Consider the following 24,288-nt stretch of genomic DNA (forward strand, 5'->3'; position numbering starts at 1 on the left):
TACCAAGATGAAGCAACGGTGCAGGTTAAATCCTTTTTTACAGAGCGTCTTAAAGAGGCTCGAAAACGAATGAAAATAAGCCAAAAAGAGTTAGGTATTAAAATGGGGATGGATCCAAGTTCAGCCAGTGGCAGAATGAACCATTACGAAACGGGTCGCCATATGCCCGACTTAACTACTTTAAAAAAGCTAGCAACCGAGCTAAATGTTCCCGTAAATTACTTTTTTTGTGAATCAGAGGAAAGCGCAACTTTGGCATGTTTAATCGAAAAGCTTGATGATGAAGGTAAGCGTAAGCTAATTCAACTACTTGAATCACAATAGTATTTTCTAATCTGGTTTAATCAAGGTTATAAAATTTAAAAGTAGCCATATGGGGGCTTCATTCCTATAAGTTTTTTAAATTCTAAAGCGGTTACGCAGACCAAGCCCAACTAAGAATAGAAATAAAAATGACGAGCTGGCGTAAGCATAGCTATAAAGATAAAAGTTCTCAGGTAATTGCTTTTCAAATAGCACTTGCGCACTGTGCCCTCTAGCTTCCTTTGATATCGATAAAAAAGGAGTTATTGTAGCGATAGATAAAGTTGCAGCCGGCTTGTAAGCACTTTTTATCTCAATATCTGACTTTGAAATTATATATGAATTAAAAAGAAGAAAAGATATAACTAGGAGCAGCAGGGGGCGCATTATACTTTGCCCATAGTTACTGGTAACAGAATAAATTATATCCATAACTGACTGTACAATATTGAGCCTACCCCATCTTTTAGCTCTAAGTTCATCCGCATGAAAAGCCAAAGCCATATCATGACTCTTATTTTGTTCTGCAAGCTCTTTAAGTCTACATAGGCGTCCAATATCGAGTGTGTCAGTAACTTTTTTTATTGGAGTAAAAAATACCTTTTTACGGTTTAGGGTGTATATCATAGAGGTTAAGTCAGTATGATGGTTGAGCTTCGTACTTCTCAAATCTGGAACACACTTAAAGTGTCCACTAATATTAAAATCTTTTTCAAATACACTTCCTTTGAAAGACAGAGTTATTACTTTCTTTGCATCAAGTTCATCAAAGTCGAAGGTGTCTGTACAGTTTATATACTCAAAATAAACCTCTTTGCATAAGAATTTAGTATTTTTAAAGTGCGTACCGCCAGCAAAAGTTGAATGATCAAAACCTACAACTTCGTGAAATGTAGTACTTGGGAAGTAAGCCAGCATTTCAAAATGCGAAAAAGTGAATAGTGTATTTCCTTTGAAATTACAATCACTAAAAACTATTGAGTTTTGAAACTCAGCGTTGTAAAAAGACGCAATACAATTGAACGTAATACCATTGAAGGAGGCATTTTGGGAAAATATAGCTTTTGAAAAATCAGCTGTTCCATTAAAAGTACCATTGTCGAATATTGCAGGAATATTAAATTCAGTATTTGAAAAATCAGCTAAATGAGGGAACGTGTAGTTAACGAATGTTAGAGCTGAAAAATCACCTTCTGCATTTGCTTTTAATAAAACTTTATTATTGGGAGCGATTTGTAGCAAGTCGGGTATTGCGAATCTCACGCCACTAAAGTCAACACCTATGTCCGGATTTTTCTTTGCCCACACATTCCAAGCATCTTTCCCCTGAAGCCATAGAGCTACACTAGCTTCTTTGCTTAATAAGTTTGGTTTTTTAAATTCCATTTTTAACAATACCCGTTAAAGTAAACCCAGCCCTATGTTTTATCATAAGTAAAAAGCTATTTCATTTTTTAGTGTTTAGCAGAGGCGGAGTTAATCCAAAACACCTTAATAATCCTCTTCGTAATTATCGTTGCTTAGTTAGTGCTTTAAACCTAATTTTAATACCAATTTATTACTAAATAACACTCAAAAAACCACGTCCTTTGCGGTATGATAAGCTAATAATTTATATTGATATTCTTGCAAAGAGAGACCACATGGACGCTGCATCAAAAAAGCCTGCAACTAAAAAAGCCACAAAAAAAACACAAGTCGGGTTTGAAGAGTCCCTTTGGGATGCCGCCAATAAACTGCGTGGCAGTGTTGAATCAGCCGAATATAAGCACATTGTTTTAAGTTTAATCTTTCTTAAATTTATTAGTGACAAGTTTGAAGGGCGTAAAAAAGCCATTATTGCCGAGTACGGTGATGAATACATCGACATGGTTGACTTTTACGCGATGGATAACGTGTTTTACCTACCAGAAGACGCACGCTGGTCATATATTCAAGCCAACGCCAAGCAAGGCGATATTGCCGTTAAAATAGATACCGCACTGAACGCGGTCGAAAAAAACAATAAATCACTCGCGGGCGCATTGCCCGATAACTACTTTTCACGCTTAGGGCTTGATTCCAGTAAGCTCTCAGCGCTTATCGATACCATTAATAATATCGACACCATTGCCAACCAAAACGAAAAAACAGAAGAAGACTTAGTTGGCCGTGTGTACGAATACTTTTTAGGTAAATTTGCTGCATCTGAAGGCAAAGGCGGGGGCGAGTTCTATACGCCTAAGTCAATTGTTACCCTTATTGCCGATATGATAGAGCCATTCGAAGGTAAAATTTACGACCCATGTTGTGGCTCGGGCGGTATGTTTGTGCAATCCCTCAAGTTTATTAATAGCCATAATGGCAACCAAAAAAACATATCTATTTACGGGCAAGAGTACACCAACACCACTTATAAACTGGCAAAAATGAACTTAGCTGTGCGTGGTATTTCGGGCAACTTAGGCGATGTAGCAGGCGACACCTTTTTTAAAGACCAACACCCCGACCTAAAAGCCGATTACATTATGGCAAACCCACCGTTTAACCAAAAACAGTGGCGCGCCGATAACGAGCTAGTCGACGATGCCCGCTGGGCAGGTTACCCAACACCGCCTACCGGTAATGCCAACTATGCGTGGATCATGCATATGATCTCAAAATTGAGCGAGCATGGCACCGCAGGCTTTGTACTGGCTAATGGCTCAATGAGTTCTAACACCAGTGGCGAGGGCGATATTCGCCAAAAAATAATCGAAAACGATTTAGTCGATTGTATGATAGCCCTACCAGGGCAGTTGTTTTACACCACACAAATTCCGGTGTGTTTATGGTTTATAAGTAAAGATAAACGCGGTAATAACGAAAAAGGCCTACTAAAGCGCCGCGACCGCCAAGGCGAAACCCTATTTATAGACGCTCGCGAAATGGGCTCTATGGTTAACCGTACTCTAAAAGAACTCACCAACGACGACATAGCCAAAATAACCGAAACCTACCATATATGGCGAGGTGAAGAGCTTGTCACTGAAGGTGCGAAGCCAGAAAGCGCACAAAAAGAGCAAAGCGCCAATAAAGAGCAAGAGTACCAAGATATCGCCGGTTACTGTAAATCAGCCACCCTTGCCGATATTAAAGCAAACGACTACGTACTAACCCCCGGGCGCTACGTCGGCGCTGCTGACATTGCAGACGATGGTATCCCGTTCGAAACTAAAATGACTGAACTTAGCAAAACGCTTTACAGCCAAATGAGTCAAGCGGAAGAGCTTGATAAAGCCATCCGTAAAAACTTGGAGGCGCTGGGTTATGGGGAGTAAGTGGAAGAAAGAAAGCTTAACAGAGCATTACGATATACGTTCTGGTTTATCCAAACCGGCTAAAGATTTTGGTTCTGGCTTCCCGTTTTTGTCATTTAAAAATGTTTTTTATAACTACTTCACCCCAACAGAATTAACTGAGTTAGTTCAATCCTCAGATAAAGAGAGGTTAGGTTGTTCAGTTAAACGTGGAGATGTTTTTTTAACTCGTACAAGTGAAACCATGAATGAGCTTGGCATGAGTTGTGTCGCGTTAAAAGATTACGAAAACGCAACATTCAATGGTTTTTGTAAAAGGCTAAGGCCAAAAAAAGATACTGAATTAGTCCCTGAGTATGTTGGTTATTACTTAAGAAGCCCTAAATTCAGAAACGAAATGTTGGCGTTTTCTACAATGTCTACGAGAGCAAGCTTGAACAATGAAATGATAAGCCGGCTGGAAATATCTTTTCCCGAGCCAAAAGTTCAAGAAAAAATTGCACATATTCTCAGAACGTTAGACAAAAAAATTGAGCTCAACCAAAAAACCAACCAAACCTTAGAGCAAATGGCGCAAGCGTTGTTTAAAAGCTGGTTTGTTGATTTTGATCCTGTGTTCGACAACCTACTTGCGAGTGTTGATTTTAAGTTAGAAAACCTTGAAAACCACCTGCCAGACGAGTTAAAACAAAAAGCACAGCGCCGCTTATTGGCACTGAACAGTTTAGAAAATGCAGCCGAAATAAAAGCATCACTCATTGCACTCGATCACGAGTTACAAGCACTCTCACAAACAAAAGAAGCAACACAAGCAGCAGTGCAAGTATCAGAAAAAGCCGCTGAAACACCCGTTAAACCAAACTTTAGCGCCAATCCTAAAATATTAGCCCAACACGCCAACACCCACGCCCACTTCCCCAATGAGTTCGAACACAACGAACAACTAGGTTGGATACCAAAGGGCTGGGAAAACGGTACTTTTAAAGACATTGCTGATGGGCTAAGTGGTTATGCTTTTAAAGGAAAAGATTTTTCAGAGACAGGTTTTGCTGTTCTTAAGATTAAAAACATAACTACAGATCGCTCTGTAGTTATTAAGGATGTTAATAGGGTTTCACCCGAAGTAATCGATAAACTTCAGCGGTTTTTGCTCAATGATGGCGATATTATAATGGCTATGACTGGAGCAACTGTTGGTAAATTTGGAGTTCTAGTTAGCGAGGATGATGAAGCTTATTATTTAAACCAACGTGTTTGTAAACTTACACCAAAGATGGAAAAAGGAGACCCTTTTTTATTTAGCGCGTTAAATCAGCCTGGAGTAGAGGAAGGTATCTTAAGTGCCGCTCAAGGAAGTGCACAGCCAAATATTAGTGCAAATGGAATATTATCTACAAACCTTTTAGTACCAAGCAAAAAAACTATAGAGATATTCAATCGTTTACTAGAAGATATATATGAGCGAAAAATTACTCTAAGAAAAGAGTGTTACAAACTAACAAAACTCCGCGATACTTTATTACCCAAGCTCATCTCTGGTGAACTACAAGTACCTGATGTAGCCATTGATGAGGAATTAGTAGATTAGACTTAACTGAGTGTTTGAAGTCCAAAATAAAAAGAATAAGGATGTTTGATGAAATTTACTGAAGCCAAATTAGAACAAGCGGTGGTTGAGTTATTGGGCGAGCAAGGATATCCGCATTTACTAGGCGGTGAGCTGAGCCGCAATAATAGTGATGTATTAATTAAAGAAGACTTACGTGTTTTTTTAACTAAGCGTTACGGTAAAAATAATATCACCACCGGTGAAGTAGACTCAATAATTGCAAAGCTTGAAAAGCTGCCAGCCAGTGATTTATACGAGAGTAATAAAACCTTTTGTAAATGGCTGAGTGATGGCTTTTTACATACACGCGAGAGAGGTAAAGTAGCAGGTAGTGCGGCGCAAAAAGATTTATATATTCAGCTGCTTGATTACGATAACGTTGAACAAGGTATTAAAAGTAGCCTAATAGTAGGGAATGCTATGGCTGCTTTGGATAATATGGCTCTCGATAATGTGAATGAAGCCAGCGTTACTTACCTACAAGACGATAACATTTACCGTTTTGTTACTCAGTTAGAAATAGAAAGCCCCACAAGTTACGACAACATTGAACTGCGTATTCCCGATGGCATTTTATATGTAAATGGCTTGCCATTGGTGGTGTTTGAATTTAAAAGCGCAATACGCGAACAAGCCCCTATTTTTGAAGCGTATGAGCAGTTAACGGTGCGGTACAGGCGCGCTATTCCGCAGTTATTTGTGTTTAATACCTTGTGCGTTATAAGCGATGGCGTAAACAATAAAATGGGTAACTTATTTGCGCCATATCAGTTTTTTTACTCGTGGGGAAAAGTAACGGGGCAAGAGCTAACCGCGCAAGAGGGGATTAATTCGTTACATACCTTATTGCAGGGCTTGTTTGACAAAGCGCGTTTGCGCGATGTAATGCGCAACTTTGTGTTTTTCCCCGATTCTGATAATAAAAACGCTGGCAAAAAAGAGATAAAAATTGTGCCGCGTTACCCGCAATATTATGCGGCTAATAAACTGTTCGAAAATATAAAACTGCATTTAAAACCACAAGGTGATGGTAAAGGCGGTACGTACTTTGGCGCAACGGGTTGTGGCAAAAGTTACACCATGCAATTTTTAACGCGCTTGTTGATGAAAAGCGTTGAACTTAAAAGCCCCACCATTATTTTAATTACCGACCGAACCGATTTAGACGATCAACTTTCGCAGCAATTTGGTAATGCTAAAACTTATATTGGCGACGACACAGTAAAAACAGTCACCAGCCGTACTCACTTACGTGAATTACTCGAAGGGCGTAACAGTGGCGGTGTATTTTTAACGACTATTCATAAATTTACTGAAGACACCCAGCTTTTAACTGATCGCACTAACGTTATTTGTATTTCTGATGAGGCGCATCGTAGCCAAGTTAATCTTGATCAAAAAATTACTATTACCGAAAAAGGTGTAAAAAAGACCTTTGGTTTTGCAAAATACCTGCACGACTCACTACCCAATGCCACTTACGTTGGTTTTACTGGCACGCCAGTGGATGCGACTTTAGATGTGTTTGGTGAAGTGGTTGACTCGTACACTATGACCGAATCGGTGAAAGATGAAATAACCGTACGCATTGTGTACGAAGGCCGCGCCGCCAAAGTGTGTTTAAACAACAGCAAGCTGGCAGAAATTGAAACCTATTACAAAGAATGTGCCGATGCAGGCAGTAACGAGCTGCAAATAGAAGACAGTAAAAAAGCCACGGCGAACATGAATAGCATTTTAGGCGACCCTGACCGCATACGTGTATTAGCAAGAGACTTTGTTGAACATTACGAAAAACGCGTTGAGGAAGGCTCTACCATTGCAGGAAAGGCGATGTTTGTGTGTAGCTCGCGCGGCATTGCCTATCAGCTGTATCAAGAGCTAGAAGAACTGCGCCCACAGTGGTTTGATGTAGTTGATACCGACGACGCCCAAAAGCTATCAGATACCGAGCGAAAGCGCGCTATTAGCGAAGGCCGTATTGCCGCCCCCTCTGAAAAAGTAAAAATGGTGATGACCCGTGGTAAAGACGACGTTGAACGCTTATATAATTTACTTGGCAGTAAAGACGAACGTAAAGAGCTTGATAAACAATTTAAAAACAAAAACTCAAACTTTAAAATAGCCATAGTGGTCGATATGTGGCTAACCGGTTTTGATGTGCCATTTTTAGATACCATGTACATAGATAAGCCACTGCAAAAGCACAGCTTAATACAAACTATTTCGCGGGTTAACCGCCAGTTTGAAGGCAAAGACAAAGGCTTAGTGGTAGATTATATTGGTATTAAATCTGAAATGAACAAAGCCCTAGCGCAGTACTCAAAAACAGACGAAACCAACTTTGAAGACATTACTGCCTCGGTTATTGAAGTCAAAAACCACTTAGCGTTACTTGCCGAGTTATTTCATAAATTTGACAGCAGCCCGTATTTTACCGGTGAAGCCGTTGCCCAACTAAACTGTTTAAACCACGCCGCTGAGTTTGCACTTATTACCGAAAAACGCCAAAAGCGTTTTATGGATTTAGTTAAGCGTTTAAAAGCCGCTTACGATGTATGTTGTGGCAGTGAAAAAATTAACGAGAGTGAGCGTAACCATATTCACTTTTACCTTGCCATTCGCTCTATTATTTACAAACTAACCAAAGGTGAAGCGCCCGATACCGCGCAAATGAACGCCAAAGTTCGTGAAATGATAAGCGAAGCCCTGCAAAGTGACGGCGTAGAAGAAGTATTTAAACTCGGCAATGAAGACGGTGGCGAAATCGACATTTTTAATGACGACTACATCGCCAAAATAGAAAAAATAAAACTCCCCAATACCAAAATAAAAATACTGCAACAAATGCTAGCTAAAGCCATTGGCGAGCTTAAAAAAGTAAACCAAACCCAAGGTATCGATTTTACTAAACGCTTTGAATCGCTAGTACAGCGCTACAACGAACGAAAAGAAGATGACGTATTGGTAAGTAGTGTACTTGATGACTTTTCAGAAAGCATGGTTGATATGATTTACAGCGTACGCGACGAAATGAACGCCGGCGACGAGCTAGGCATTGATATTGAAGAAAAAGGCTTTTACGACGCATTAAAAGCACTCGCGGTTAAGTACGACTTTGACTACCCCGAAGATAAGCTAATTGAGCTCGCTCAAGCGGTAAAAGTAATCGTAGACGACAAAGTGAAATTTGTTGATTGGAATCACCGCGACGATATTAAATCATCACTTAAAGTAGAGCTAATTTTAATACTCGCTAAATTTAAATACCCACCAATTAGCCGCGATGAAGTTTATAAAGAAATATTTGAACAAGCGCAGAGTTTTAAAATAAACCAAGGAATATAACTTGTTATGGTTATAAGTATCTTAAGTTAAAGGGATCAGCAAGGTAATGAATTCATCAATTAGAAAAATAATACTAGATTTAATTATTGCTACAGAAGGGTCTTTTGATTTTGCCAATAACAGAGATGAAGGGTTTATTCCATTCTTAAATGAGATATGGGACCTAAAGTCTATGCCGTCTGAGGACAGCAGGTTTAAAAATGCTGAGGGTGATATAATTCAGCATACAATCAATAATGATGATTGGGATTATAATGAATTATTTGAGCAACGTTTAAAGCTTCTTGATGGCGAAACTAAGTTTATAAAATTCTTAGAAGTTTTTTTACTACCAAAGTATCAAACCTCTCCCGAGCAGACTTACTATTATATTGAGAAAATTAACGGTATTTTAGAAAGTGAAGATCTAACCCTTGCTACTATAAGTTATGAAGGTGATTACCCTGTTCTCGAGTTAATGAATAAAGATACTCTAGATAGACCAAGTGATGTTCCAATTAATAAAATCCCTTTTTATGTAGTCGCATATCCAAACATGAGAGTAGGTCGTTATGTCAATACTTTAGAAGTTGATAATGAAAAGCCAAGTAAATATTTTCTCCTAATAGCAGATAATTGGGATGACTATTCACATGAAACTTCGTTTGTATTAGTTCTTTTTAATAACAACCAAAAAGTAGACTTGGGCCTTGTTAAAATAGCCAGTAATAAAAATAATTATACAATACAAGCTCTACCGTCTGAGTTTTTTTCTTTAGGTGAAGAGTTCGTTTCACTTGGACAAGATGAAGATTATTATAAGAACTTAAATAAAATTTTTGAGAAATCACTTTCATCAGTGCTTTACTCATTAAGAGATGCGGCTTTTTTTACCGAAATTTCAGAAGAGTTTGAAAACACAAATGTGTTTAAACAGTCTCTAACTAGAGATGATGAAGCTGAAAGAATACATAGAACAGCAAAGCCAATGATTTATGGTTCTGATTTAAATAACTTATATTCCTTTACATATAAATTTTGTCCTAAATATGCCGATTCATGTATTGATGTCCCTTTTAACTTTTCGACAGACAGTCTTTTACCAAAAAGAATGATTGCCTTGATAGGAAAAAATGGTGCTGGAAAAACACAATTACTTACCACTTTACCTTTAGAAATAGCAAAGGAAAAAAGCGAACTTTTAAGTCCTCATAAACCGATTTATAGTAAAATTATAGCCGTTTCTTATAGCACATTTGATAATTTTGAATTACCAAAAAAGACATCAAATTTTAATTATATTTATTGTGGTTTAAGGGATGAAAAAGGGGATCTTAGAAGTAAGAAAGGTCAGTTGCAAAAATTCCATCATACGTGGAAAAGAATAACTACTCTTGGCCGATTAGAAAAGTGGAAAAAAGTTATATCTAATTTTTTAGAACCTGAGTTGATAGATCTATTTATTAAACTTGATCCTGTAGATAGTGACAAACTTTACTTTGATGCGCATGGGTTTAGTAAAGCTAGAGAGTCACTAAGTTCAGGTCAATCTATTGTTCTTTATGTAGTTTCTGAAATCGTAGCGAATATTAGACTTGATAGTTTACTGTTATTTGATGAGCCTGAAACTCATCTTCACCCAAATGCTATTAGTCAACTAATGAACGGCATAGCAGAGCTTATTAATGAATTTGAATCTTACTGCGTTATTGCTACCCACTCTCCAATAATTATCCAAGAGATGTTTTCTCGAGATGTTTTAGTTCTTTCCCGAGATGAAAGTGTCCCCTCGGTGAAAAAAATTGGCGTTGAATCGTTTGGGGAAAACCTCTCCGTAATTACGGAGGAAGTTTTTGGTAATAGATCAATCCCTAAATTTTATGAAACAACGATGAAAAAGCTAGTAAGGCTTTATAAAACATACGATAAAGTTCTGGAAATATTAAAAGAAGATAATTTACCGCTGAGTTTAAACGTACGATTGTACCTTCAGGTTTTGGTTGAAAATAATGCTAAAAATTAGAGCTTATGAAGAAGACTCTTTCTCTTTCTACAAAGGTATTGTTAAGTCTAAAAGGAATACAGAGTCAAAACCAGATCTTAAAGAAGAGCTTGCTGTAATTTCTGATACTCAATCACAATACTTTAAAGATTACGATGATGCATTTGATATGGACTCGCTAGCTTTAATGCAGAGCATGCCATACAGTGAGAATGATAAAGTTAATTTAAAGTCTTTATATAATTATAGAAATAAAAGAATTCAAGCCTTAAAAAATACACTTACTACACACCCTCATCATAGAGATCATATTTTTAGTACTTGTCAAAACTGCACTATAAATGATGTTGACTCAATGGATCATGTACTAGGTCAGACGGAATTCCCAGAGTATTCTATTCACCCTAAAAACTTATTTCCATGTTGTAGTGATTGTAATAGAAAAAAATCAGATAAATTTGTTGATGATAAAGGCTCACAGTTATTTTTAAATTTGTTTATAGATGACTTACCCAAATCACATTATCTTAAAGTAAGATTTGAAGCCAATTGGATGCCAAGGTTTTATTTAGAGCAGCCTGACGATGTGACTGATGATGTGTTTAATCTAATTAACAACCATTATGAGCATCTAGATCTATTGGAAAGGTTTAGAGGTAAAGGCGGTGAAATTATTAATAACTTAAAAGCTATTATTAAGGGGTACAAAGGACTAGAAGTTAATATAGGGGATAAAATTAATGATCAATGTAAGGATCTAGAAACCTATTTAGGATACAACCATCGACAGGTAGTTATATACCGTGAACTAGCTGCTTCACAGGATTTCATTCAACGCTGTATGACTTAATCGGAACGGGAAAACATTTAGATTTAGAATAGGGGAGAGCATTCAGCTTTTATTTTTTAAATTGTATTGCTTAAGACTAGATTGGACACATCAATTTGAAAAATTGAGAGTTAACAGTCTTGATAATGGATGTACCCGCCGGGATATATTTATCGCTATGAAGAGTTATTCGAAGACAGTTGGAGATGACTCGCTCATAAATAAATCTCGTAAGGGTGGACTTTCCACAGTTTGTTAGACACCCCATGAGTTACATTGTAACTTCTAATTAGAGTTTTTTATGAGTAAAGGGAAACGGTATACCCAAGAATTTAAAATAGAAGCAGTTAAACAAATAACTGAACGTGGTTATTCTGATGCTGAAGTATCAGAACGATTAGATATTTGTACCAAAACGTTATATCACTGGCGAAGCCAGTTATTACGGAAACCCAAACAAACCAAATCATCAGATGAACAGCTGAGGGTCGCCAAACTTAAGGCCCAGTTAAAACATGTCACGGAGGAACGCGACATTCTAAAAAAGCCCATGAGCAATCGAACGCTTGAAGATAATCGCTTGTTGAAGCTCATTAATGCGTTTTATGTAGCCCGTGGCGGTACGTATGGTAGCCCTTGGATACATGTAGACTTGCGTGAAGCCGGTGAGCAATGTAGTGTAAATCGTGTAGCTAAGGTCATGCGATAACATAAGCTTAAAGCGCAAATAGGGTATAAGCGTCGCCATATTAAAGGTGGTAAGACATCGCGGATTGCAGATAACTTATTAGCGAGTCAATTTAATCCACCTGCGCCGAATCAATCGTGGGTGAGCAACATAACTTACATAAGAACTTATGAAGGGTTTTATATGTGGCAACAGTAATGGACTTATTCTCTAGGCATATGTGGGTTGATCGAGGGATAAAAATATGGACAAGCAACTTGTTATAAATGCATTGTTGATGGCTGTATATCAACGTCAACCGAAAGCTGAGGTAATGGTTCATAGCGATCAAGTTAATCAATATCGTAGTGCTGACTATCTCGCATTTATGAAAAAACATAATCTTGTGCCTTCGATGAGCCGTGCTGGAAACTGTCATGATAATGCGGTTGCTGAAACTTTTTTGCGACGCTTGCTGAGATATCCAATTTTATAGAAATGTTCTACAACCCAAAAAAACGCCATTCACACACAGGCGTTGTTTCACCTGCTGAAGCGTATTATTCTGAATTAAAAACTGTCTAGTGAAAGCTGGGAAGTCCAAATAACACTTTTAGTGATGAGCTAAACCGTTATCTAAATCGTTTTATAGGTTAGCATCAGTGGCCCAGGAGCTATATATATGAGTAATAAATTACATTCCATTATAAACACCTAACATTACAGCTAGTGTTAGGTGTTTTACTTGAAAAAGTTCATGAGCCTTACTAAAGCTATAACAAACGACTTTAATAAATAGCACTCTTATAAAACACTAAGTCCGATACCGTCTAGTATTGGACTTAGTGAAGGAAGATTATACATGGTATGTATATTTAACAATGAATTTAAATGCATATTAATCAGAGAGTTAATTTAGCTTTATTACTTATATACATATTTTAACTATATACTCCCTCTAGTATTGGACATTAAAGGGGTGTTATTAACACTCCTTTTTAAATAACCATTAACTACCTATAATTTATATTATGTTAAATACAGTAATTTATTATATTAGTAAGATAAAGTGCTTCATTAATTTAAGTATATAACCCCTATTTTCATCTGTTTTAAACAGATTTAGCTTATATGTGTAATCGCTCTTTAATTATCATTAGTTGCCAGTTTTAAATTACAGGTTATATAATTTCATCTCTCTAGTTAACCAATACCTAAGTTAAAAAATGCATAAGGATAAAATTAAACATTATCACTTAATGGTTTTTGCGTTCTTGGTTTCCCTGGTTAAAAAGCTCTATTTTAGTTAAAGCCTGTAACTACTAGTTTTAAAAGCCTTAAATAAATACAGTTCAATTCAAGGCTTATGTTTTTATAATTTAAGTTTCTAGTTACAGCCCAACTCACTTCTTAAACCAAACACTGTTGATTCAATTGCTTGCGAATTGTTGTAGGATAAATTTGGCATAACGTTAATACCAGCACGTGATTCAACTTCATCAATACTTACTTCAGTATTACAAAAATTATCGCTGCGGCTTGCTGATTGTTCCATAATAAACGCCGATGCTTTAATTGTGCTACCAGATTGCTCCATTTCAATTTTAAAATAACCACTTGGAATTGTATGTACCTCATTAGCTTGCGGTAATTCTGCAAAGTAATATTCGTACAACGGCCCGGTTACTACGTATAAATCGTTGCCATTACTAACATGATTTCTCACTGCAGTTTCAAGCCTAACCCATGGTCCCTGGTTTAATGCAGATGATTGCGGTGTAATATTAGAAAGCAAGTTTGTTAGTTTCCAATCAGCCGTATTACTAAAAGATGCTAATGGGACTTGATGACCTCTATCTGTATTTATTGTTGCGTATGCATCGGTATAATCATCGGGTTTAAGGGCGTGCCTGTGATTCGAGATTGAATTTGCAACAGTGTGTTTGGTTTTTAGGCAAGGCAGAGCCTATGTAGTGTGGTTATTCCCCATAAATTGGCGATAACGCCGCATAAATACCAAACACGCGTTGCCTGGTAAGGTTCTTTCTAGGGGCGATTTACTCTTTGTTACTCGATTTTTACTTAGCCCACTAGGTTACAAAACTCGTGCCGCGATTAAATAGCCCCTAGTTCGAACAAATTTAATCCTGAAAGACAGGCACGCCCTTTGTGGGAATATAAATCTGGATCAGCTTTCCAACTTCTACTTCTCGATGGTCCACTCATGGTATTGGTAGTTACATGGTATGCAACCCAATCAGCAAACTTTGTATATCTATTATTTTTTAAAGTATAAATACTTCGCTCAATTGTATTGCCATTATTTAAGCCCGTTGGGCAACCTTGTAAGCAATTAGCTGCATTTGCACTATGAGTAAAACATAAACCTGTAAGTACTATTGATGCCTTTATTATTGTCTTCATTGTTATATCCTCAATTTAAAGAGGATAAAAATTAACAGCTTCTTATTACAATAATATTTAAGTAACTAATTGTTTTTAAATATAAAAGTAAAAATTAGTAAAACGATAATATTGGCCTAGGTTATTGGTATTAATCAAGCACAAGTAAAAAAATCGTACAAGCGCCCTACCAATCAATTGAGTTTTAATCGCCTTGAGCAGCGCTAGCTTCTGAATACAAAGTTTAAATTATACAGAATTTCATTATGTTAAATTGACTGCTAATCGATTTCACTAAGGTACTACATCACCAAAAACATACATTTTTTGGCTTAATATTGAGCAAATTTTGATGTCAGATACATTTTAGGTAGTATTTTTACTGTAAATATAGTGTTTTTAACTCAGTTAAGTATAGAACGCCTAGTCATCTAACAAGGCATAACTGCCTCATTAGATTGCTAATATACAACTTTAAGATTTAAAACGTTTTACCCTTTAAAAAGTTACTCATTAAAAGTAATATTTTTTCAGGCTGTTCGTCTAAACACCAATGCCCTGCTTTTTCTACCCAGATAAGCGATGAGTTTGGAATGGTTTGCTCTAACATGGGTGCGTATTTAGGTTTTTGAAAGTTATCTTCTTCACCCCATAAAATTAGGGTCTCATGCGGTAAGCTTTTAAGTTCACCTGCGATTGCTTGCGTGTACTCTTTATTTAAACGACGCATATTTGTAAACAATGCAGCTTTACCTTGCTCGTTACTCCATTGTGCTAAATAAACTTTTTTTAGTTCATCAGTCATTATGCTTTTGTCATATACGCCTTTAGGCATAAAATCCTGTAGTGTATCAACAAATTCATCAACCGTTGTTTTTTCTTCAACTCCTGGCTCAAGTAACGGCTCAAACTCTGGTATTGGCCATGAGTCAAAACACACACTGTCAATTAAAATTAGTCCGTTCACTTTTTCAGGGTAATTTACTGCCATTAACTGTGCAATGCCGCCACCAATATCGTGCGCTGCTATATTGGCTTTAGGAATACCAATTGCATCCATAAACTTAATAAGTATTCTGCACTGCGCATTAATAGATACGTCAGTGTCTTTAGGCATATTTGATTCACCATAATTCAGTAAATCGGGTGCAATAACGTTATGTGACTTAGCAAGCTCGGGCATAACATTACGCCAAAGTGATTTATTAGTTGGAATTCCGTGTATTAATAATAGCGGTGTGCCTTCTCCCATTTCTTGATAAGCAATTTGGTGGCCTTCAATGCTAACGTATTGTGTTTTACTCATACTAATTTTCCTTTTAAATTAAAATTTATGTATGAGTAGTTAAGAGCAATTATCGTCCCACGTTTGATTTAAGGCTAAAAATTTTTATGCTAAGTGAAATCGCTAAAACAAAAACACCGCTGCGCCCTGCTTTGTAGCGATTTAAAATCGTATTAGTGTATTAAATAAGTAAGCTATACATCACTTATAATTCAGCATTACTTTTTTACAATGTGAAATAAAGTGGTAGATGCATGAAATAATTACTGCTTATTTAGCTAATCCTGCGTCTGGATTATTTTTCTAATCTTATTTATTAAAATGTCTTGTTTAACTGGTTTTTCAAGCATGTCATCAAAACCTAACTCAACATACTTGGCACTACTATTACTTTGCTCGTCAGAAGTGTGTGCAATTATTTTGGTATGTTTATCGTTGCTATGTTTTTTTATTTTTAACATTGCATCAGTACCAGAAAGTTCTGGCATTACTATATCCATTAAAATTATGTCATAGTCATTTTGTGAAACCATTAACATTGCTTCTATTGCACTACTTGCATAATCAACATTTAAGTTTTCATTTTTGAGCATAGCTCTAATTACCATCTCAACAAGCGGTTCATCATCAACGAGTAACAACGATTTAGACTTAAACTTGTTAGACATAATTGGTTCAACATTATTTTTTATTGGAGTTATATCACTTACTTCATTAATACTCGTTACGTTAACCAATAACGATAAACAAATACTGGTTGTTTTACCCCTTTCGTTAAAACTGATAGCCTTTCCTCCAAGCATTTTAAATATTGATATAAAAAATTTAATATCAAGTGTGGCATCTATATCATCATTAAAGTTTATTGCTGACTGCTGCGATATTAACTTTAATTGCGCTAAAAAATTATTGCTCGTTGTTAAGTTGCTAATTGAAAAGTTTAGATTTAAATAACTTCTTTGATCTTCTTTTACAATATCACTATCAATAGTAAGTTGTGACTTGTAACTACTTTCTAATAGCTCTGTTGATAGCTGAATAACCAACTGAGAAATTAGCTTTTCATCACTTATTACGGCAACTGCTTTTTCACTGCTGTTGGCAATCACGTTTTTAATATTTGAATCTTTATTCAAAATAGACGCGCTATTACTTAGCATTTTATTTAAGTTAATTTTATTAGCTTTTAATTTCAGTTTTCCTGTTTTTGACTTATTAACATTAACGAGTTGTTGAATAACACATTCTAGTTGTTCGCTAGCAGTATTTATATTTCCAATATGACCTTTGAAGTCTGATGCACTCATTGGTTTTTGGGCAATTTCTATAATAGATTTTAAAGAACTCAAAGGCGCTTTTAGTTGCTGACTCAAGCGAGTTACAAATTTTTCTTTTAATTGATTAGACTGTTTTGATTTTTCTAATACGTCGGCAAGTAAAAGCTCTTTTTGATGAGCTGATGTTTCATCCCTGAAGTAACAAACAAAGCCACCAAAATCCGTATGCCTTTGCACTACAGTTATCCATCGGCCATCGGTAAAGCCAATATCAATCAGCTGGTTGTGATCATTTTCTAATTTATTATGCTCTTTATAATGGTTAATAATATTGTGTTGCTGCGCAATACTTATTAACTGACTATACGAAAGCTGATTATTTTGTTTATTAACCTGGGAAAATAACTTATTAAATACATCATTTGTAATAACTGGGAACTCATGACTATTAAAAATAGCAAAGCCATGAGGAAGCGCATCTAAAGAACTTGAAAATAGCTTTTCTCTATTTAAAATTAATTGGTTTTTATCTTTAATTTCATTATGTAAACGTCTAGGTAAGCGTAAAAAATAGTAAACAAATGCAAATACAGCTAAAGCAATTAGTCCTAATCTAAATAGACTATATTTAGTGATTGTAGGCGTTAATATTTTATTAATTGGCTGTACATGTAAACGCCAAGTTGGAGGGAAACGGCTACTAACAGCGCTAATACTATTTGTAATAACACGAGAATTTACTTCCCCTTGCTTACTAAGTGTAAATTGTGGCGTAACTATAAATATATTGTAGTTTTGGGTGTTGAGTTTTCCTATTATAGCTTTTAAAAACTTACTTAAATCAAATGCAGTAAGAGTATAAATGGAGTTATTTTTTAGTTTAATTTCAGATATTAAAAAAGCAGTATCAGCAACTGTAAACACTTCTACTGACTTTTTGTTTGCTCTTAAATCAAATTTAGTTAACCAGCCTTTAAAACCATAAGCCGCTAAATCAAAGTTATTTTTAGACCAAAGCGCTAATTGGTTATATTGATAATCAAATACTACATACCCTTTATAGTTCAAATTTTCGGATGCTTGATTTTGTACTAAATTATTAAGCTGCTCTTTTGTATACTCTTTTTGGCTTTGAATAAACCCAGCTACCACTAAGTCTTTTTGTGAAATATATAACCCTTGATTATCAAAGCGTTCTAATGCATTAAACAGGGTTTTTCTAAGCTCCTGAGTTTTTAAATTATAGTTACTTTTCAGCTCTTTTTTCTCGATTGTATAAAGTAATAAAGCAGTAAAAGCACACAGTACTAAAGCAATTAAAAAGGCGACAGGAGCTAAACTAAATACATGAATATATTTAGTCTCTTTATTAGATTTTTCGCTTGATTTTTTATTAATTGAATTAGCTGGGTCATTGTCTCTATTTAATTGTGTTTGTAGTAGCTGAGCAAATGATATGAACTGATCTTTTTGCGAGCCTATTAGTGTTTTAGGCGCTAAATCGGCCATAACTAATAGGCCAATAACAGTATTGTTATTACTGTATATAGGATACTGAGCATAAAAACGAATACGATGTTCAGTGTTGCTAGATACACTTTCAAAAAATGTATCTTCAAATATATATAACTTTTCTTCTTTACAACGCTGTTGATATTTTAAAAGCTCTTCTCTTATATTGGCATCGTCATTTGTAATTATATGTTCAGAGTACACTTCTCTAAAGTCTATATACTTAACAATAGGCACATCATAAAATTGCTTTAATAACGATAAAGTTTCTTTTACATCATGGCTTATTTCTTTTCTTCCACTGCATATTTCATTGGGTAAAGTAAATATATTAGATGCGTTCATTTGCGTTCTCCTGTTGGTGGAGTATGTATCCATGTAGTGCTATTTTGTCCGCTGTGGGCCGGTAATTTAACTCTAAATGGAGGTGCTAAACTGCTAAGTGCGGGCTCACCAGTAGTCACATTAATAACTTGCTCAGCACTAACAAGGTTTATCGAGGTTTGGCAATAAGTTACGCCAGGCTCAATACCTATAAGACTTAATGTTTCTGTAATAAGTAAATTATTAATTAAATCTATTCCGGCTAATTCAAAAGTGGTTTTTAAAATAGTAAACACTAATGTTTCTACTATGTTTTCATCATCTTCTAAGCGAGTTCCCTCTGGGCAGCAAATAGTCCCCAGCTCTACATCTACATTGGCACTTAGCCCTACTAAAGAGAGTGCATTTAACGCCGTATTTAAAAGCGGCTCTACTTGCGGCAAATATAAATCTAAAATATCACCTTGAGATTCGTATCCGCTTTGACAGCTATCGCATGATTGCGACAAACTCTGATCGCTCACCCCAAGTAGCGGGTTCCCCAAAGCAGTTACGCCTACCAAACAGCTACTATCGGCAGGTTGTTTATCAATTTCAAAGCTTTCACACGGTGAGCCAGTCACGACTTTTTGTGACACGTAACGCGATAAAATTTGTCCGCTATTTGCAGGGCACGCCTGTGCTGTGCTTCTTAATAGTTGGCCAATAACAGAATTACCAAACTGCCCTATTGCATAATTTGGCCCCTGCTGAAGCGCATTTATATAGCTTACATTGCCTGTGTTATTTATATTGCTTATACCTTGGCTATCACTTGCTTCATCGCTCAAGCCTTTTAAACATGGGTTGCCTTGGCAATTAGGAGCATCGTAATAAACGGCCTCACGTGAGGTAAATCTATCATCGCGAATACCTATTAATGCACGGTAAGTTGCATTTACTTGGCGATCCGTATAAAAAATAAGAGGTGCTTGGTGCTCGTCAAAGCTAACCGCAATACCTAGCGGTTTATTGTTAGCGTCAATAACTGTAATTTGATTATCTACCTTAGTTTGATGACGCTTAATTAAGGCGTCTCTTACTAAAACAACACCACCAATTGAGCCAATAATTAAAATAGTAATTATCAGTATTAGTTCAATCGTTAAAATGTAGCCTTGTTGGTAATGTTTTTTCATATCAGGCTCCTATAGCACTTCAACAAGCATTTTAAGTACATTCATTACCTGCAGTGCGGCAGGGAAAAACACCAAAACCAAAAACATCGGAAAACAGATTAGTAATATTGGAAACGTGGTGTGCATGGCTTTTTTGTTTACCTTTTTGGCAAGCAAAATATTCTTTTTTAACGCAAGTCCATCAAGTTGAGCTTGAACTGCATCAATTAATGGCGTGCCTAGCTTCGAGCCTATTAGCATTAGATTGGCTAATTTTTTTATGCCCATAACCCCCGTACGCTCAAAGAGTGAGTTAAATGCAAATTCACGGTCTTTGCCTGCACTTAGTTCAAACAAAAAGAGCTTAAGCTCTTTGTATAAAGGATGCTTTTTGCTTAAGCCATGATCAACAGCCAATGCAAACGAACGCTCTAGAGAAAAGCCAGCGCGCATATATACCAAAAGTACTCTTAAAAAAAACTCTAAACTATTGTTGATTAGCGTTTTTCGCTGATTTTTACGTATCAAAAACCAGCCTTCGGGTGCAAAAAAACAGATGAAACACAACATTAAAGTAATGGTTGAACTTAACTGATACTCGCTTAACTCTATTAAAGTAAATGCGCTAAAAGTGGCCGCTACTTTGAAACAATATAAGCTCAATAATATTTTATTAATTTGTATACCGGCTTGCCTTAGCTGGTGTTTAGAAATAACAATGAGCGGATACCAATTAGTATTTCTAGTATCGCTTTTATCTAACTCAACCTTTAAAGATTGTCTGTGTATATGGATAAATGACCCCATACTTACCAGTAAACCTACAAGTAAAAGTATATCAATCATAATGTTATCCTTAAGCTAAGACGTAGCCATAAAAAACCAAATAGCTGGCAAAGCAATGCAACTGTTAAATATGCAATACCGTTGGGGTCGTTTAATAAAGGTTCAAACCAGGTAGGATCGGTATAATTGAATAGAGGCACTAACGCATAAGGTAATACACCACTAAACACAGCCGCATATTTAGTACCTGAGAGCTTGGCTTTTAATTGTTGGCGATCAAGTGTTCTTAGCGCCATCATATTGCAAACACTTTTAAGCATATCGGTTAAGTCGCACTGACTTTGTGTATGCGTGATAATGCTATGAGCAAATAATCTTACTGTTTCACAATTGTATCTTTGAATTAATGGTGCGAACGATGTTTCGGCATCACTACCCATACTCATTCTTTGCAGTAATAGTGAACTTTGTAATTTTAGATATGGATCTGCGTGTTTGTCTGAAAACTTCATTGATTGTTGAAGTGATAAACCTGTACTCAAGCATGACTGTACAGTTTCGATATACTCTAAAAAATGATGTTCAAACTTGGCTAACCTATAATGGGCTAAATCAATAACAACAATAAAGCAGGTTACAAATACAACTATTGCAATAATAAATGCACTGGTTAAGGCCTCAGGGTAATAAAGCTTTACTAAAAACCACGCACTACTTGAGAGTGAACTTGCCATACTAATAAATACAAAATTACTTATATTTAAACCAAGCACTCTTAGTGACAAGGTTAAAACATCTTTTTCTTCTAAAATATCGAGCTTTTGTACAGCTTCATTGCTTTTGTTTTTAACATATAAGGTAATAAGTACACTACTTGCTAAGGTAAATGTAATAATGGCTGCAACGGCGAGTAAGTAATCTAACTTAGTCATAATCTGCCTCCGCTTTACTTTTAAGTAATGCTTGAAGTGTTTGTGCGTTTTCACCTTGGCTTTGCATAAATGAAATAACACTAGAATCTTGCACAAAATTATTTTCAATGGGTTCAAAACCGGGCTTACTATACAAAGGACAAAAATGAGCAGCTCCATTTACACGCTTTATCTCACCGATACTTTTTAAAGTACGTACTCCATCTGTAGAGCGAGAAACATGAACAATAAGCTGAATACTTGATGCTATTAATGCGTTTGTATGGGCGTCGCTTAACTGTGCATTATGAAGCTGAACGAGCGTTGATAATCTGGTTACTGCATCACTTGCACTATTAGCATGTATGGTTGTCATAGAGCCCTGATGGCCGCAGTTCATAGCTTGAAGCATATCTATAACTTCACCAGAGCGAACTTCGCCTACTAATATTCTGTCGGCGCGCATTCTAAGCGCTGCTTTTACTAAATCTCTTAAACTTACAGCCCCTTTTCCATCGCTATTTGTATCGTGAGCTTCTAGTTGTACAACATGGTTATGATGTAAGTTAAGTTCGGCACTTTCTTCAATAGTAACAACACGTTCGTTTTTATTTATAGAGTTGGCAAGCACATTTAATAAAGAGGTTTTACCCGCGCCAGCATTGCCGCATACTAATATATTAACCCCTGATTTAACTGCAGTTTGTAAAAACGTTAAAACATTTTTATCTAAAAACTGATTAGCGACTAAAAATTCATCATTGATTTTTTTGTGATTAAACTTTCTTATTGATACAATAGCGGCACTAGTACATGCCGGTGGCACAATAATATGAACACGGCTGCCATCTTTTAGTTTACCGTCAACTATTGGCATAAGTGCGTTAACCTGGCGCCCACACCCATCAAGTAACCTATCAACAAAGCGACGTAAATGGCGCTCGTCATCAAACTTACTAGCTGTACATAGAAGCTTACCTTGCTTATCAATCCAAATGTCTTGCGTGTCGTTTATTAAAATATCACTCACTTGGTCATCAAGCATAAACTGCGCTATTGGCCCTAACCCTTGAATTTCATCATAAACGGCTTGTACTACTTGAGCTTGTTGGTGCTGATTAAAAGATGAGTTTGAAAACTGCGGGATCTCAACGCACAACGCTGAGATTTTTTCTAAAATATTGTCAGAGAGTAATGCTGTAGGCTCTTGTTCGTATTCTTCAATTACAGCATCGTGTAATAGCTTTTTAAGTTCTTCAAAGGTACTTAAATTTGTTTGAACTTCTTCATGTTTGCTTGATAAATTAAACATAAGGACTCACTTAGCAACATATACAGCTTCGTTTTTTACGCCTTTTACCACTTCAATAGTTCGACTGGTTTGTAAGCGAGAAAAGTTTTGCAAACGACCTTGCTCAATGTCGTAAGCACTGTGAACAATAATTGATACTTTGTCGGCATTGTCTATTCCTGCTAACGAATAAACATCTTTCGGCAATACAGCCAATACCAACGATACACCTGCAGAATTTGTTGTCTCTTTTGCTAAATTATCCATTACACCACTATTAGCCGCTTGTGTTTTTGGCCCTTTTGAAACACCAATAAGTTGTACATCGCGGGCAACTGTTCTTACTAAGCGATTAGTTTTAGCAACAATATCTAAACGATCGCCTTTATGAACTCGTGACAGAGGAATATCCAACGTTGTTAATTTTAATGTGTACAACACACGTCCAGCAGGAATAGCCTCAGATAAGTTTTGGCTTTTAGCTCTTACAAAATCAGTATCAAAAAGTGGTTGTTCAATCATTTTGTTTGTTGCTAATTTTTTACCAATTAGCGCACGAGGGTTTTGAATACTCAAAGACATGTTGGCATAGTTAGTTGGATCTATATCTTTTTGAGCAACATCGTGAACAGTGATAGTTTGCCCTGCAGACATATTTTTATTTACAACCCAAGCTGTAACATTGTTTTCATCGTTTACTTGCCTAATACCAAGTGCAGATGCAAGCATGCCAGAGGTAATGAGTAATGTGAGAGCGGCTGTAGTGGCGCCTTTGTTACTTTTACTTTTCATAATGTTACCTCTTAAAAAATCATCACTGCCACACGGTTGTGGCAGTGAGCCACTTATTACTATTCACTTAGTTACCTTGCGAACCACCTGCTGCTGTACGTGTTGCAGCATCGCCACTTGGCGTTGCACTAATAAGTGCTGCATTTTCACTAAAGTCTGATGCAACAAAAGTAAATGAGCTTTCATCACCGGCATATACATCAACCGAATCAACAAAACCAGAACCTGAGATTTCAGCAGTACCTTCGGCGTTAATCATGCCGTCAAATACATAACTTTGATCAAGCGAGCCGATTGCTTCAGCTACATCTTCAAGTTCGCTTGTTACCGAATCTCGTAGTGTAGACAAACCAATTACCAGTGCAGCTACCATAGAAGTAGATAGAATGATCAGCTCTGAAGTCAGTACAAAACCTTTTTGTTTTTTGCTGTTTAAGTTATTAATAGTTCTCATCATGGTCACCTTTAAATTAGAAGAGCTCATGCTCAATATTAATATTGCGAGGACCGTGCCACTAAGCTAAACTCTTATAAA

Annotated in this window: 16 protein-coding genes and 2 pseudogenes; 7 read left to right on the forward strand and 11 right to left on the reverse strand. The window is 36.4% G+C overall.

The window, feature by feature from the left end:
- The first annotated feature begins 69 nt into the window (after window positions 1–69).
- Window positions 70–324, forward strand: coding sequence for a helix-turn-helix domain-containing protein (locus ALFOR1_RS08260; RefSeq protein ID WP_055254548.1), 255 nt, complete (start codon window positions 70–72; stop codon window positions 322–324).
- 75 nt (window positions 325–399) lie between these two features.
- Here the strand turns inward: ALFOR1_RS08260 and ALFOR1_RS08265 are convergent, their stop codons facing one another.
- Complete coding sequence (locus ALFOR1_RS08265) at window positions 400–1,689, reverse strand: pentapeptide repeat-containing protein (RefSeq protein ID WP_104642655.1); 1,290 nt, start codon at window positions 1,687–1,689, stop codon at window positions 400–402.
- A gap of 257 nt (window positions 1,690–1,946) precedes the next feature.
- Here ALFOR1_RS08265 and ALFOR1_RS08270 point away from each other — a divergent pair, with 257 nt between their 5' ends.
- From ALFOR1_RS08270 to ALFOR1_RS08295, 6 genes and pseudogenes are all read left to right on the forward strand, one after another.
- Window positions 1,947–3,602 (forward strand): type I restriction-modification system subunit M, encoded by a 1,656-nt coding sequence (locus ALFOR1_RS08270; protein ID WP_104642656.1) that lies wholly within the window; start codon window positions 1,947–1,949, stop codon window positions 3,600–3,602.
- 88 nt (window positions 3,603–3,690) lie between these two features.
- A complete protein-coding gene (locus ALFOR1_RS08275; RefSeq protein WP_197709259.1) occupies window positions 3,691–5,169 on the forward strand; it encodes a restriction endonuclease subunit S in 1,479 nt (492 codons plus the stop codon).
- Window positions 5,170–5,217: 48 nt separating this feature from the next.
- Window positions 5,218–8,538: a type I restriction endonuclease subunit R gene (locus ALFOR1_RS08280; RefSeq protein ID WP_104642657.1), complete on the forward strand. Its 3,321-nt coding sequence runs from the start codon at window positions 5,218–5,220 to the stop codon at window positions 8,536–8,538.
- 46 nt (window positions 8,539–8,584) lie between these two features.
- On the forward strand, window positions 8,585–10,540 hold the full coding sequence (locus ALFOR1_RS08285) for an AbiJ-related protein (RefSeq protein WP_104642658.1): 1,956 nt from the start codon (window positions 8,585–8,587) through the stop codon (window positions 10,538–10,540).
- Window positions 10,527–11,369, forward strand: a complete 843-nt coding sequence (locus ALFOR1_RS08290) for a hypothetical protein (RefSeq protein WP_104642659.1) — start codon at window positions 10,527–10,529, stop codon at window positions 11,367–11,369. The genes ALFOR1_RS08285 and ALFOR1_RS08290 overlap by 14 nt, the downstream gene beginning before the upstream one ends.
- Before the next feature lie 280 nt (window positions 11,370–11,649).
- Window positions 11,650–12,600: pseudogene (locus ALFOR1_RS08295) on the forward strand (IS3 family transposase).
- Window positions 12,601–13,402: 802 nt separating this feature from the next.
- Here the strand turns inward: ALFOR1_RS08295 and ALFOR1_RS08300 are convergent.
- From ALFOR1_RS08300 to ALFOR1_RS08345, 10 genes and pseudogenes are all read right to left on the reverse strand, one after another.
- A pseudogene (locus tag ALFOR1_RS08300) lies at window positions 13,403–13,924 on the reverse strand (DNA/RNA non-specific endonuclease); the annotation flags it as partial.
- A gap of 206 nt (window positions 13,925–14,130) precedes the next feature.
- Window positions 14,131–14,439, reverse strand: coding sequence for a DNA/RNA non-specific endonuclease (locus tag ALFOR1_RS08305; RefSeq protein WP_227006934.1), 309 nt, complete (start codon window positions 14,437–14,439; stop codon window positions 14,131–14,133).
- Between the two features lie 460 nt (window positions 14,440–14,899).
- The gene (locus ALFOR1_RS08310) at window positions 14,900–15,724 is read right to left on the reverse strand and encodes an alpha/beta fold hydrolase (RefSeq protein WP_104642660.1); all 825 of its coding nucleotides are present in this window, start codon (window positions 15,722–15,724) and stop codon (window positions 14,900–14,902) included.
- A gap of 257 nt (window positions 15,725–15,981) precedes the next feature.
- Window positions 15,982–18,837, reverse strand: a complete 2,856-nt coding sequence (locus ALFOR1_RS08315) for a response regulator (protein ID WP_165491316.1) — start codon at window positions 18,835–18,837, stop codon at window positions 15,982–15,984.
- Complete coding sequence (locus ALFOR1_RS08320) at window positions 18,834–19,994, reverse strand: hypothetical protein (protein ID WP_104642661.1); 1,161 nt, start codon at window positions 19,992–19,994, stop codon at window positions 18,834–18,836. The genes ALFOR1_RS08315 and ALFOR1_RS08320 overlap by 4 nt, the downstream gene beginning before the upstream one ends.
- 9 nt (window positions 19,995–20,003) lie before the next feature.
- Window positions 20,004–20,819: a type II secretion system F family protein gene (locus ALFOR1_RS08325; protein WP_104642662.1), complete on the reverse strand. Its 816-nt coding sequence runs from the start codon at window positions 20,817–20,819 to the stop codon at window positions 20,004–20,006.
- Window positions 20,816–21,691 carry a type II secretion system F family protein gene (locus ALFOR1_RS08330; protein ID WP_104642663.1) on the reverse strand — a complete coding sequence of 292 codons (876 nt, stop codon included), beginning with the start codon at window positions 21,689–21,691 and terminating at the stop codon, window positions 20,816–20,818. Before ALFOR1_RS08330 ends, ALFOR1_RS08325 begins: the two co-directional genes overlap by 4 nt.
- Window positions 21,684–22,982, reverse strand: a complete 1,299-nt coding sequence (locus ALFOR1_RS08335) for a CpaF family protein (RefSeq protein WP_104642664.1) — start codon at window positions 22,980–22,982, stop codon at window positions 21,684–21,686. The genes ALFOR1_RS08330 and ALFOR1_RS08335 overlap by 8 nt, the downstream gene beginning before the upstream one ends.
- Before the next feature lie 6 nt (window positions 22,983–22,988).
- On the reverse strand, window positions 22,989–23,753 hold the full coding sequence (locus ALFOR1_RS08340) for a hypothetical protein (RefSeq protein ID WP_104642665.1): 765 nt from the start codon (window positions 23,751–23,753) through the stop codon (window positions 22,989–22,991).
- A 67-nt stretch (window positions 23,754–23,820) separates the two neighbouring features.
- The gene (locus ALFOR1_RS08345) at window positions 23,821–24,210 is read right to left on the reverse strand and encodes a hypothetical protein (RefSeq protein WP_227006935.1); all 390 of its coding nucleotides are present in this window, start codon (window positions 24,208–24,210) and stop codon (window positions 23,821–23,823) included.
- Between the last annotated feature and the right edge of the window lie 78 nt (window positions 24,211–24,288).

This window comes from Pseudoalteromonas carrageenovora IAM 12662 (assembly GCF_900239935.1).
In the GTDB taxonomy this organism is placed as follows: domain Bacteria; phylum Pseudomonadota; class Gammaproteobacteria; order Enterobacterales; family Alteromonadaceae; genus Pseudoalteromonas; species Pseudoalteromonas carrageenovora.

Bases quoted from the DNA above. Each gene is read 5' to 3' on its own strand.
- ALFOR1_RS08260 (WP_055254548.1), top strand. From the start codon at position 70: ATGAAAATAAGCCAAAAAGAGTTAGGTATTAAAATGGGGATGGATCCA.
- ALFOR1_RS08265 (WP_104642655.1), bottom strand. From the start codon at position 1,689: ATGGAATTTAAAAAACCAAACTTATTAAGCAAAGAAGCTAGTGTAGCT.
- ALFOR1_RS08270 (WP_104642656.1), top strand. From the start codon at position 1,947: ATGGACGCTGCATCAAAAAAGCCTGCAACTAAAAAAGCCACAAAAAAA.
- ALFOR1_RS08280 (WP_104642657.1), top strand. From the start codon at position 5,218: ATGAAATTTACTGAAGCCAAATTAGAACAAGCGGTGGTTGAGTTATTG.
- ALFOR1_RS08285 (WP_104642658.1), top strand. From the start codon at position 8,585: ATGAATTCATCAATTAGAAAAATAATACTAGATTTAATTATTGCTACA.
- ALFOR1_RS08290 (WP_104642659.1), top strand. From the start codon at position 10,527: ATGCTAAAAATTAGAGCTTATGAAGAAGACTCTTTCTCTTTCTACAAA.
- ALFOR1_RS08305 (WP_227006934.1), bottom strand. From the start codon at position 14,439: ATGAAGACAATAATAAAGGCATCAATAGTACTTACAGGTTTATGTTTT.
- ALFOR1_RS08310 (WP_104642660.1), bottom strand. From the start codon at position 15,724: ATGAGTAAAACACAATACGTTAGCATTGAAGGCCACCAAATTGCTTAT.
- ALFOR1_RS08315 (WP_165491316.1), bottom strand. From the start codon at position 18,837: ATGAACGCATCTAATATATTTACTTTACCCAATGAAATATGCAGTGGA.
- ALFOR1_RS08320 (WP_104642661.1), bottom strand. From the start codon at position 19,994: ATGAAAAAACATTACCAACAAGGCTACATTTTAACGATTGAACTAATA.
- ALFOR1_RS08325 (WP_104642662.1), bottom strand. From the start codon at position 20,819: ATGATTGATATACTTTTACTTGTAGGTTTACTGGTAAGTATGGGGTCA.
- ALFOR1_RS08330 (WP_104642663.1), bottom strand. From the start codon at position 21,691: ATGACTAAGTTAGATTACTTACTCGCCGTTGCAGCCATTATTACATTT.
- ALFOR1_RS08335 (WP_104642664.1), bottom strand. From the start codon at position 22,982: ATGTTTAATTTATCAAGCAAACATGAAGAAGTTCAAACAAATTTAAGT.
- ALFOR1_RS08340 (WP_104642665.1), bottom strand. From the start codon at position 23,753: ATGAAAAGTAAAAGTAACAAAGGCGCCACTACAGCCGCTCTCACATTA.
- ALFOR1_RS08345 (WP_227006935.1), bottom strand. From the start codon at position 24,210: ATGATGAGAACTATTAATAACTTAAACAGCAAAAAACAAAAAGGTTTT.